The organism is Hyphomicrobium sp. 99 (assembly GCF_000384335.2).
Lineage (GTDB): Bacteria > Pseudomonadota > Alphaproteobacteria > Rhizobiales > Hyphomicrobiaceae > Hyphomicrobium_B.
Map to the genome: position 1 here is coordinate 3053327 of NZ_KQ031382.1, position 11682 is coordinate 3065008.

9 protein-coding genes are annotated in these 11682 nt (G+C 61.2%); 3 read left to right on the forward strand and 6 right to left on the reverse strand.

The genetic code is table 11. The features are described 5' to 3' along the window. Nucleotides 1-6: 6 nt before the first annotated feature. Nucleotides 7-669 (forward strand): uracil-DNA glycosylase, encoded by a 663-nt coding sequence (locus tag G359_RS14780; RefSeq protein ID WP_045836747.1) that lies wholly within the window; start codon nt 7-9, stop codon nt 667-669. On the opposite strand, the gene G359_RS14785 is transcribed toward G359_RS14780, so the two are convergent. Genes G359_RS14785 through dapA form a run of 3 tightly spaced genes read right to left on the reverse strand, consistent with a single transcriptional unit; the run spans nt 650 to nt 2616 of the window. Beyond that, complete coding sequence (locus tag G359_RS14785; protein ID WP_371199071.1) at nt 650-1219, reverse strand: peroxiredoxin; 570 nt, start codon at nt 1217-1219, stop codon at nt 650-652. The genes G359_RS14780 and G359_RS14785 overlap by 20 nt on opposite strands. 6 nt (nt 1220-1225) lie before the next feature. Then, on the reverse strand, nt 1226-1699 hold the full coding sequence (gene smpB, locus G359_RS14790) for an SsrA-binding protein SmpB (protein ID WP_045836749.1): 474 nt from the start codon (nt 1697-1699) through the stop codon (nt 1226-1228). Nucleotides 1700-1725: 26 nt separating this feature from the next. Further along, nucleotides 1726-2616: a 4-hydroxy-tetrahydrodipicolinate synthase gene (gene dapA / locus G359_RS14795; protein ID WP_045836750.1), complete on the reverse strand. Its 891-nt coding sequence runs from the start codon at nt 2614-2616 to the stop codon at nt 1726-1728. A 351-nt stretch (nt 2617-2967) separates the two neighbouring features. Here dapA and G359_RS14800 point away from each other — a divergent pair, with 351 nt between their 5' ends. Together G359_RS14800 and G359_RS14805 are read left to right on the forward strand one after the other, a co-directional pair. After that, entirely contained in the window at nt 2968-5100 is a 2133-nt protein-coding gene (locus tag G359_RS14800; protein ID WP_245280046.1) for a lytic transglycosylase domain-containing protein, read from the forward strand. A 31-nt stretch (nt 5101-5131) separates the two neighbouring features. Then, nucleotides 5132-6115, forward strand: a complete 984-nt coding sequence (locus G359_RS14805; protein ID WP_045836752.1) for an alpha/beta fold hydrolase — start codon at nt 5132-5134, stop codon at nt 6113-6115. Here the strand turns inward: G359_RS14805 and G359_RS14810 are convergent. The 3 genes from G359_RS14810 to G359_RS14820 all read right to left on the reverse strand — a co-directional run bounded on the left by G359_RS14810 (nt 6055) and on the right by G359_RS14820 (nt 11520). Continuing rightward, on the reverse strand, nt 6055-7869 hold the full coding sequence (locus G359_RS14810; protein WP_045836753.1) for a hypothetical protein: 1815 nt from the start codon (nt 7867-7869) through the stop codon (nt 6055-6057). The genes G359_RS14805 and G359_RS14810 overlap by 61 nt on opposite strands. Before the next feature lie 167 nt (nt 7870-8036). Continuing rightward, complete coding sequence (locus G359_RS14815) at nt 8037-10187, reverse strand: OmpA family protein (RefSeq protein WP_045836754.1); 2151 nt, start codon at nt 10185-10187, stop codon at nt 8037-8039. A 358-nt stretch (nt 10188-10545) separates the two neighbouring features. After that, on the reverse strand, nt 10546-11520 hold the full coding sequence (locus G359_RS14820) for an NAD(P)-dependent oxidoreductase (RefSeq protein ID WP_245280047.1): 975 nt from the start codon (nt 11518-11520) through the stop codon (nt 10546-10548). Between the last annotated feature and the right edge of the window lie 162 nt (nt 11521-11682).

Sequence of the window (11682 nt, forward strand, 5' to 3'; positions counted from 1 at the left end):
CGACACATGGCGGCCGGGACGATAGGCAATACAGTCTTTGGTCCAGAGCCTCCCAAAGATTGTCCTCGCTGTCCGCGGCTCGTTGCATACCGCCAAGAGAACGCCCGCTTAGAGCCCCATTGGTTCAATGGCGCAGTCCCTTCATTCGGAACCGCTCAAGCCCGTCTGCTGATCGTCGGTCTGGCCCCGGGACGAATGGGCGCCAACCGAACCGGCCGGCCGTTCACCGGCGATTATGCCGGCGTTCTTCTCTATGAGACCCTGATCCGCTACGGATTTGCCAAAGGCGAATATCACGCCCGGCCCGACGATGGCCTGAAGCTCGTCGATTGCATGATTTCGAATGCCGTGCGCTGCGCGCCGCCCGAAAACAAGCCAGAACCAAAGGAAATCGCGACGTGCCGGCCGTTCTTCGAGGCCCGGCTGGCGAGCTTGAACAAGCTCAAGATTATCTTAGCGCTCGGCCGCATAGCCCACGATCAAACGCTCGCAGCGCTCGGCGAAAAGAAAACGCTCTATCCCTTCGCCCACGGCGCGCGCCACGTGCTGAGCGGCGGTCGCATCCTCTACGACAGCTTTCATTGCTCGCGGTACAATACGAGCACCCGCCGGCTGACGCCCGAGATGTTCCAATCCGTGTTCGAAGCGATCAGGCGCGAGCTGGCCTGAGCGCGGCAAGCAATTCTCGCGCATGTGACTGTGGCGCCGTTACCGGATAGACGACGCGATAGATCACGCCGTTCCGAACGACCATTGTCAGACGTTTGAGGTACGTCACACCACCCGTCTCGAACCGCGGCAGCTTCAGTGCATCGGCGAACGCGAGCGTTTCATCGCTGAGCAGGAGATAGGGAATACCCGCACGCGTCGCGAAGGCCTGCTGGCTTTCCGATGATTGACCGCTGAGCCCAAAGACCTCGTAGCCCAAAAGTTCGAATTCCGCGTAAGCGTCGCGAAATCCTTCCGCTTCGGGCGTCGATCCATGCGCACCCGGAATGACATCCCAATCGGGCGGATTGGGAACACCCGGCGTCCCCGTCATCGGGTAAACGAAAACAACCGCCCGCTCCTGATAACGAGCGAGATTGACGCTGGCCCCGCGTGTTGCTGGCAGCGCGACGTCGGGAAGACGCGTTCCCGCAATCAGATGCTTAGCAGCGCCGTCGTCCTCAGGAATCGGGAAATTCGGCATCGCAGCTGGCGGCAGGCTGTTGACCAAGTGAGTTCAGCCCTTCTCTCGCATCAGGCGCGCTTTCTGGCGATTCCAATCGCGCTTGGCCGCATCCTGACGCTTATCGGAGTGGTTCTTGCCTTCGGCGAGGCCGATCTTCACCTTCGCCCGGCCCTTCTCGTTGAAATAGAGCTCGAGCGGAACGAGCGTCATGCCCTTCCGTTCGACAGCGATGCCGATCTTGTGAATCTCGCTCGCATGCATCAGCAGACGACGCTTGCGTCGCGGCTCATGCGGGAAAAGCGCGGCACCCGGATATTCGGCAATATAGCTGTTGATCAGCCAGACGCCGCCGTCCTCAACCGAAGCATAGCTCTCCGCTATATTCGACTGGCCGCGGCGCAAGGATTTCACTTCCGAGCCGAGCAGTTCGATGCCTGCTTCCCAGCTGTCGGTAATGAAGTACTCGTGCCGCGCCTTGCGGTTCTCGGCGACCAGCGTTGTGCCGTCGTCGCGTTTAGAAGCCATCGATCAATGCTTTCCGGCAACAGCCGTCACTCGGCGGCCTTTGCGTCGATCAAATCCAGGCGGAGAAGAACGGCGTCAATTGCCCTGCGGCTCGCCTCCGATATGGGAACCATGGGAAGACGCATGTCTGACGTCCCAAAGCCCAAACGCGACACTGCATATTTAACAGGCGCCGGATTGGTTTCGATAAAGAGGACTTCGTGAAGCGGCATGAGCCGATCCTGAAGTGCCAATGCCTTCTTGAAATCGCCGGCCATGCACGCATTTTGGAACTCGGCGCAAAGCCGTGGCGCAACGTTCGATGCAACGGAAATGCAGCCCGCGCCACCGTGCGCCATGAACGCCAGCGCCGTCGCATCTTCACCCGAAAGCTGACAGAACTCCGGCCCGAGTGCCGCGCGCGTCTGCGAGGGCCGCGCTAGGTTCGCGGTCGCATCTTTGACGCCGACGATGTTCTTCAGCTCGAAGCACCGCGCCATGGTCGCGACCGACATATCGACAACCGAACGGCTCGGAATGTTGTAAATAACAATCGGAATGTTGATGGCGTCATTAATCGCCTTGAAGTGCTGATAAAGCCCTTCCTGGCTCGGCTTGTTGTAATAGGGCGTGACGATGAGCACGGCGTCCGCGCCGACTTTTTCCGCATATTGCGAAAGCTCGACAGCCTCATCCGTCGAGTTCGAGCCCGTACCGGCAATCACGGGAACGCGCTTCTTCGCAGCTTCGACAGCGAGTTCTATGACGCGCTTATGTTCATCGTGATCGAGCGTCGGGCTTTCTCCCGTCGTACCGACAGGCACGAGACCGTGCGTGCCTTCGCTGATCTGCCAATTGATGAACCGCGTGAACGCAGCTTCGTCCACCTTCCCGTTACGAAAAGGCGTGATGAGTGCCGTGATAGAACCTTTGAACATGTCTTCGCCTTAACTAGAAAGGACCGTAACCAACACCGCTCGATGATGCGTCCCTGGGCCTTGTTCGGGAAAATCGACGTGGAAAGGCCCAAGCCGTCACGGCCATGAGCCACTGTCTCGCCGCACGCGCGTGCCACCTCGTTCGGCTTGAACCGCTTGCTTCAGTAGCCATGTCTCCGCTTAATACGGTTTAACGTTGCTGACGACGCAAGCGCCGCGACATTAGGCGCTCGGAAAGCCCACCGCAAGATCGGGCGGGTTGGGCGTTTCATCCCATAGGACGCGATGCATCTAAGGCCCAATCATACAAGACTAATCGGCTTCCTTTTGCGCGCGTTACCGCGATCGGCCGTGGCCTGCGCTATCCTTGGGTTCACCCTCGCGAGCACATCGGCCGGCGCCGAATCAGCGTTCAAACCCGTGCCCCCGCCCGGGCTCCTTAGCGCCGAAAAAGACCAGCTTCGCAAACTCGACGCGGCTCTCGCACCCCTTTTGTCAATCTCCCCCGATTCGGGAGACGTCGACGCTCTGCGCCAAGCCGTTGCTGCCATTCGCTCCGATGACACCAATGGGTTTGCGGAAGCAAAGGGAAAAATTAACGACCCCGTAGCCCGCAAACTCGCGGATTGGATCAGGCTGCGCGCAGGCTTCGGCGAGCCGCCGGAATTTCAGAGCTTCCTAAAGGACAATCCGGCGTGGCCCGACCGGCCGACCCTGACCCAGCGCTTCGAAGAGGCGCTCTTCACGCACGGGGGAAGCGCGAAAAACATCAAAAGCTTCTTCAAAAATTCCGTGCCCGAGACCGGCGCCGGGTACGCAGCCCTGGCCTCCGCCAATCTTGCGGACGGCAATACCGATGAAGCCCGAAAATTTGCAGCGCTCGCATGGCGCGAGAAGAGCATTCCTCCACAGCTGGAAAATGGATTTCTCGATCGCTTCGGCAAGCTGCTCTCCCCCGCCGATCACAAATGGCGCTTCGACCGGTTGGTAACGGACGACGTTCGCTTTGCAGGCAACCGCGCTGATCGCGTGGCGCTCGCTCGCCGTCTCATTCCGCTTCTGCCGGCCAGCGAGCAAAAAAGAGCCGCGGCACGCCTCGCCGTATTCAATAAGGCGTCGAACGCCCAGGCGCTGATGAACGCCCTTCCGCCCGGCAGCCGCGACGACACCGGGCTCGCCTTTCATAAAGAGCAGCTTCTTCGCAAGGCTGGAAAAATCGAGGAAGCGGCGGCGATCATTCTCGCCATTCCGCCGAACCCCGACAAGATTGCGGGGCTCGACGAATGGTGGGCGGAACGGCGCGAACTCGCATACGGCGCGTTGAAACTCGGCAACGCCAAACTCGCCTATGACCTCGTTAAAGACGCAGGTCCTATATCGGTCAATCCGCGCAAAGAACAGGCGTTCTTGGCGGGATGGATCGCGTTTCGTCAGCTCAAAAAGCTCGATGCCGCGCAGAAGCACTTCAAGGATATGGCGACAGCGGCCGATGGCCCGTTGAGCCACGCCAAGGCCGCCTATTGGCTCGGCCGCGTTGCCGACGCGCGAGGCGACAAGGCAGAAGCGGCCAAGCGGTACCGGGCCGCGGCGAAGAATTCCGATACCTTCCACGGCTTGCTCGCGATGCAAATGCTCGAGCCTAATCGTACGAGCTTCGAGATATCGCCGCCCGCCTATCCAACCGCCGCTCAAATCCAAAAGCTCGTATCGTCAGAGACCGCAAAGGCCCTGGTGATTGCGCGTAAAGCCAATCTTTCACGCGAAGTCACCCGGACATTGCTCGCCGGTCTTCGAAACGGCGCCAATACCGAAGCCGAAGTCGGAATGGTGGCCTATCTCGCGGACACGCTCGGCGACCCGCAGATGTCGCTTCGGATTTCAAAGGTCGCCATCGGCAATGGACAGAACCTACTGACCTACGGCTATCCGCTGAAGCCTTTCCCCGGATACACGCCGTTGCGGGCGCCCCCTGAACTGCCCTTGCTGCTCGGCATCGCGCGCCAGGAGACCGAATTCGATCCGCAAATCGTGTCAGGCGCAGGCGCCAAAGGCCTATTGCAGGTCATGACAGGCACGGCTCATCACGTCTGCCGCGACTACAAGATCAAATGCTCGATACCGCGCCTTCTCTCGGATCCGCCGTACAATGTGATGATCGGCTCAGCCTACATCGCCGATCGCATGGATGACTTCGGCGGCTCATATGTGCTCGGCATCGCCGGTTATAACGCGGGGCCCGGCCGCGCGCGCCAGTGGATCAGGGAAAACGGCGACCCGCGCGATCCGAACGTCGATCCCGTCGATTGGATCGAACGCATTCCGATTACGGAGACGCGCGAGTACGTCACCAAGGTTTTGGCGAACATCCAGATCTATCGCGCCCGGCTCGGCATGAAAAATCCGCTGCGATTGAAGCAGGACCTCCTGCGCGATCGCGGCGATGGGAAAATGCCGGAAGGTTTCGCTGAGAACAACGACGGTTGAAAACCTTCAACGACGGGGCGACGACACACCGATGACGATCGAGCAAGAGTTCGAAGATATCTACTTCACCTGCCGCGATGGATTGCGTCTCTACGGCCGGCACTATCGATCGCAAACTCCGTCGCAGGCACGTCCCATTGTCTGCCTGGCGGGCCTGACGCGTAACAGCCGCGATTTTCACGCCGTTGCCCTGGCACTCAGCCGGGGCGCCGTTCCTCGCGACGTTTTCACGCTCGATACGCGCGGGCGCGGGCTTTCCGATCACGATACCGATTGGAAGAATTACGCCGTGCCGATCGAGATGCAGGATGTCATCGATTTCTTGACGATGCTCGGCTTGCGCAATGCCGGCATCGTCGGCACCTCGCGCGGCGGCCTTATCACCATGGTCTTGGCGGCGGTGCAGCCATCGTTGATCGGCGCGGTGGTATTGAACGACATTGGCCCGGTCATCGAGATGGAGGGCCTTGCTCGTATCGCAGGTTACGTCGGCCGCGTTCCGCTGGCGAAGAGCTGGAGCGACGCGACGCGGATCGTGAGAGATCTCTTCCATCACGACTTTCCGAAAATGACGGACCAGGATTTCGAAGCCGTCGCCCACCAGCTCTTCAATGAACGAAAGGGAAAACCCGCGCGGGGTTACGATCCAAAGCTCGCAAAGTGCCTTTCCGTTCTCGATGGGCCGGCGCCGCAGCTATGGCCGCAATTCGAAGCGATGAAGCGCGTACCCGTGCTCGTCCTGCGCGGTGCGAACTCCGATCTTCTCTCGGAGAAAACTGTCGAGGAAATGAAGCAACGTCATCCCCGGCTCAAATCCCTCACCGTTCCCGACGAAGGCCACGCTCCCCTATTGAGAGATGCACCGACGATCTCGGCCATCGCGTCGTTCTTCGCCGAGACCGACGAGCCGCGCGATGGCGCGCGCTACGGAACATTATCGCGCAGCGATTTCGGTCACGTCTCGCGGCTGGTATCGACCTCACCCCGGTCGACGCGCCGCGAAAACTCGGTGTGACCGCCACTCGCGAGAATACGCGCCTGCTCTACCCAGTTCTCGCGCTCAATCCGCCCTTTGAATTCGAGGCTCCGGCTGATGCGATCGATGTCGCCGCTCGTCCAATTCGCGATCTGATCGTAGCGGCCCACACCCAAAGCATTGAGCCGCTTCTCGATTAGAACGCCAATCCCACGAATACGCTTGAGATCATCATGCGGGCCGTCAGCCTCACTATGAGGTGGGACGGCCTCGGTCTCTTCGACGGCCGGCGGGGCGGTAGCGCCGGTCTTTTCGCGAATAGCATCGGTGATCCTGGCCGGTATCGAGATCTTCGGATCGACCTTGGAGAGTGGCGAAATCGGCTCGATGGGCTTCAGGCCACGTGTCACACTGGCTGATGCAGCAGCGATGGCTGCGGCGGCAGCGGCAGCCATTTCGGCGACGGACCGTCCGTGACTCGCAGCAGCAACGCCTGCCATTTCAGCCCGCTCTTCCCCGCTCGGTTGCGACGTTGAACCCGCACCGCTCGCGTCAGTCCGTTGCGGTTGATCCCTGCCAGTTGGCTTCGGAGCCGCAGCAGCAGCATTGGATTTGAGAGCCGCGAGACGATTGCGCGAATAATAGGTCTCTCCACCCTTCGCGAGAATTTGCGCCTGTTCGACCCATTGCTCGCGGTCGATGCGGCCGGGGATTTGCAAATCCTGCCCGACGCGTTTGACGTCGGCCGGCGTCCAGGCTGCGATGTCTTCGAAATAATTGACGCCCGCCGCCTTCAGCCTCTGTTCGATATCGGAGTCGATGGCGCGAATGCGCTGGAAGTCATCGCCGCCTTCGATAGGCTTCGCAGCCGCCAACGGCGCTCTGACTTCAGGTGCGGGCTGAGGCGCAGGCTCAGGAACAAAAACCGGTTCGGGTTCGGGCTCGGGCTCTGGTTCAGGCTCCGGTAGAAACTCCGGCTCCGGTTCGGCTCGCGTCTCCGCTACAGGCGCGATCGGTTCGTCAAACTCCGGCGATTCCAACGGCGCATCTTCCGAAGCAGCCGCTTGCTCGCTCACGACCTCCTCCGGCGGAGCCGCCTTCTCTTCTGCGTTTCTTCGGCCAAACCCGCTCGGCATCATGACGGATGCAGCAGCGGCGGCCTTCGCCGCAGCGACCGCGCCGGCCGCTGCGGCCGTCGTCGCATCACGCAATCTCGCAGCCAGACCGCCGGGTCGCTCCGGTTTTCTAACGGTGTCAGGTTCTGGCTCGGGCTCAGGGAACACCGGAGGCGCCGCATCTTCCGGAGCAATCTCGGCAACCGGCGGCTCGAGTTCCGGCGGCATTTCGGGTTCAGGCAACGGCTCGGGCAGCCGGGGGACGTACATTCCTGTTACCGGCTTCAGAACCGACGGACGAATTTCAACAATCGCGCGGCGCGGAACCCCTTCGTTGAAATCTGGCCCGGTGAGCGCACGCTCGAAACGAGAGGGATCGAGCACCTTGGGCGCCGGACGCGGTTCCGGCCGGCGCAAAAGGTCGATTTTTGGCTGAACGGGATCGATCGCTCTCGGCGCGATCGGCTGATGAATCCGGGGTCCGCTGCGCGCGCGAACGGGCGGCGGCGCGATGACGGGGGGACGATCAGGAACCTCAAGGTGGATCGGCGCCAAAACGCCTTCCGGAACTTCCGCAGACGCGCCCGCGAACGCCCGCTTCACAAGGCAAGCAATAAACGCGCCCGAGAAGTACGACGCGAGCAAAAGCAGGAATGTCTGTAACAGGAGGTACGTCATTTCCTACCTAATCGGATGCACAACAGTTCGCCCCGGACTTCCAAGCTCAGTTCTTCTTCTCGCCGCACGACACCCAACCGGCGACGAGTCCCAGCGCAAAGGCTCCCGCCATCCACCAGATCAATTTCAGGAACAGATAATCCATGGTTGGCTCCTCAGGCCTCGTCTCAGTTGACCCGAACGGTGAATTCGATGCGGCGATTCTTGGCGCGGCCTTCTTCGGTAGAATTGTCACCGATCGGCCGCGTCGCCCCGTAGCCGGTCGTTGTCAGGCGGCGCGCATCCACGCCATTCTGCGAAAGAAAATCCGCAACCGCGCGGGCGCGGCGATCCGCGAGCCGCGAATTGCGCTCATCCGTTCCCTCCGCGTCCGTGTGACCCTCGATTTGAATGCTGAAGCTCGGGCACGCGTTGGCGATCTGAACAAGATCCTTCAGCGTCTGCGTGCTGTCCGGCGTCAGATCCGCCTTCGCCCGCTCGAAGTTGATCGTACCCTTCGCGGTCGTCTGGCGCATGAGGGTCTGGCAGCTGTCGGCCGCCTTTTCCTCCACCGACATGACCGTGATCTCGTCGCGACTTTTGAAGCCGGGAGGCAGATCGGTCGAAAGCACGCTGCGAATGTCGTTGGCGACCTGATCACTCTCGGCAGCGCCCTTGATCACCAGCTCCTTGCCAGAAATCGAAACTTCGCCGTTCCGCAACCGCGCCATCTCTTCAAGCCCGAGATGCGCGGCCGACGACCAAGGCTCCGACGCGGCACCGACGATCTTCATGTTGTCGGTGACATTGGACCCGGCATAGATCTGCTGCGCGATCTCAACGAGACGCAGGCGCGACGCATCATCCGGCGCCTCACCCTCAATCGTCACCATGCCGTTGGCTTCGCGGCTCGCCTTCCACGTAAGGTCCGTCTTCAGCTGACCCGTAAAGACGATATTTGTGGTCGTTTCGCAGGTCTGACCTGCCGCCGCCTTCACATCGCCCGGCACGGACTGCGACGCCGCGTAATCATCGGTTTCGCCCGAAACCTCGAGCCTGCGGTCCGTCAGAATAGATTTGCCTTTTTTCAGACGCGGCAGGGACGCAAGACCCGCAACCACGCACTGCTGCCATCCGTCCGGCGCTCCAGGAGCCACCTGTGATTTATCGTTCAGCTGCCGCCCCGGAAAACGGGCTTTCACCGCATCGATGAGGGCCGCACGCGCCGCTTCGCTCGGCATCATGCCGACGAGATTGAGCGCCGCACCCTCGTTCACGATACCCATCACGTATCCGCCGCCCGGCACGACGACATCAGGCCTGGAAAAGCGAATCTGATCGGTGATCCGGAAATTCTGCGGGACCTCGAGCTTCAAGGTCTTTTTAACGGCCGAAGCGATCTGTTCAGTGGATGCCTCACCCGAAACGACCATCTCGCGATCCGAAATCGAAGCCTCGCCCAACCGAAGCTGCGCCAGCTGTTCGATAGCGACGGATGCCGCCTTGCCCCAGCCATCGGGAGCGCCAGCAGCAATATCCGTATGATCGGCGATCGACATGGTTCCAAACAGCGATTTGACGCGCGAACCGAGCTTCTCGCGCTCCTCGTCGGACGGCGCAAAGCCCGATAACGCTATCCCCGAGCCGCTCTTTTTGATGGACCATACGAAAGGCCGGGCGATAGGCAGCGCGATGTCTTCACGCGCCAGAGCGATACCAGCGGGCCGCCGCTTTACCAGCGCCGACCGGATCTCTCGATAGGCGTCCGCTGTCTTTGCCTCGCCCTTGATCGAGAGATTGAGATTGGCGAGTTCGGCCTCGCCCCGCTTCAAGCCTGAAAGGCTTCTCATGCTGAAGAGGGCGCCTGCGAGCCACGCGTCACGATCGATCGCCCCGCGCGCGAGCCGCATCTCGTCGGAAACCTCACTGCCCGGAAAGGTACTGCGAGCCGCATCGATGAGCGTTCGTCGCGCGTCCTCCGACGGAACGTAACCCGTGAGACGCACGCGGCCGCCGCCGGGCGAACTCACCAGCCATCGGTAGTCAGAAACGCTATCGATGAGTTCGGCTCTGTCGGCAGCGACACGAACGCCCCAGACGTTCTCTAATGATGCGAGCGCCTTTGCCGGGTCGCGCTCTTCAGGAGCTCTGCCCGTCAGGACGGCATCACGGCCGACAAAACGAAGACTCGCCCAATCGAAACCAGCCCGCTTCAAGGCTTCGCCGGAACGGTGGGCGAGATCGAACTCGATGCCGTCACGCTCGAGTTGCACGGCAACCCACGTCATCATCGCAATCGGGACGAGTCCCAAAAGCCAATATGATGGATTGCAGCGCATGCGAACGCGACTCCGAATACCTACCGACGCCTAGATGTAGCGGAACGAGCAGAACCCATTGGTGGGAAGCGAACCGCTAACCCGCCAACGTGGCAAACTCTGATCCAAACGGATCCCCTCTCCCAAGTATAGACAAGAGGCAACGCCATTCCAAGCCGCGCCGAGCCTCCTAGTGCTCCGCTAACCATCTGAGGGAAAAAGAAATCTTTCGCCCCCCCACGGAAGCGATCACAGCCTGTGGCCCAAGTACCGCAAACGCCGTTTTCCTCGCACCCCATCAGGGCGGCGCCATGGCGGCGGAAGCCGAACGCACGAAACTTCCACTAGATTAGGAGCGACCGTCGATGCGTGACACACGCTAAGGAGCATGACCCGGCAGGAGGACAACCACAGAAAGTCCCGCGGCTCTGAGCGCCCCGGCCTCGTCTGGCTCCGCACTTGCCTCTGGCGCGACGCACGTTCTGATCCGCACGAGCCGACCGCCCTTTGCAGCTGCCGTCACCATGTCGGTCGCCACGGACTGGCTATTCTCTCTCCCGGAGGCGATTGGGTATCTCCGAGCTTCGCGGCGAGCGAACTCGGTTACGGCCGCCGGAACGTCTTCATCGAAAAAGATGTCGTCGGCCCCGCGGAGGGCTCGGACAGCGCCAAGCGTCAACGCTTCCGCGCCTCCCGGTCCGATATCGATAATGACGACCGGATGACGAGTGGCTTCCTCCGAAATGTCGCCCGTCAGCTGCTCGAGTTCAGCCGAAGTCGGTCCGCGATCGGCGTTGCGGAGTGCGAGATCCGTGAACCGCTGCCAGAAGCGCCTCTTCTTCTCCATCGTGTCGCCGAGGCGGTCACCCTCGCCCCGCAAGCTGCGCGCAGCCTCGGCCCAGCGCTTGAAGCTGACGGGTAACAAACCCTCGATGAGCGAGCGGATCGCTTGGCCGAACACGGGCGCCGCGCCATCCGTCGAGATCCCGACGACAAGCGGCGAACGATTGACGATCGCGCCGAACTGAAAATCACAAAACGCCGGGCGATCGACGACGTTGACGGGAACACCAGCCGCACGCGCGGCGGACGCAAACTGTGCCGCCTCCCCATCATCACTGAAAGCGCCGACTGCCATCGCCGCGGAAACAAGATCCTCCGGCGTCCAACGACGAGCCTTCAACTCCAACTGGCCACTAGGCGGCGAAGACGCCAGCTCTCGAAAACCCTCGGCAAAGCTCTCCGAGTAAACCTCGACGCGAGCGCCTGCGGCCGACAGAAGTTCGGCCTTCCAGAGCGAAGGCTCGCCGCCGCCCGCCAAAACCACCCGTTTGCCGTCAAGTTTGAAAAACACAGGCAAAACCGCCAACGCCGCGATGCGGTGGGCGGGTGAATTTGAGAAATTCGATTGTTCGTCCGGCATTGAGGTCCACGCGAGCAAGAATTCAGCGCCGAGGCGACGGCATAAAGCTGCGTGTTCCTATCCGCCAGACGTTGACCAAACAAGGATTTCCAG

Coding starts and splice junctions, on each gene's coding strand:
- G359_RS14780 (WP_045836747.1), top strand. CDS start 7: ATGGCGGCCGGGACGATAGGCAATACAGTCTTTGGTCCAGAGCCTCCC.
- smpB (WP_045836749.1), bottom strand. CDS start 1,699: ATGGCTTCTAAACGCGACGACGGCACAACGCTGGTCGCCGAGAACCGC.
- dapA (WP_045836750.1), bottom strand. CDS start 2,616: ATGTTCAAAGGTTCTATCACGGCACTCATCACGCCTTTTCGTAACGGG.
- G359_RS14805 (WP_045836752.1), top strand. CDS start 5,132: ATGACGATCGAGCAAGAGTTCGAAGATATCTACTTCACCTGCCGCGAT.
- G359_RS14810 (WP_045836753.1), bottom strand. CDS start 7,869: ATGACGTACCTCCTGTTACAGACATTCCTGCTTTTGCTCGCGTCGTAC.
- G359_RS14815 (WP_045836754.1), bottom strand. CDS start 10,187: ATGCGCTGCAATCCATCATATTGGCTTTTGGGACTCGTCCCGATTGCG.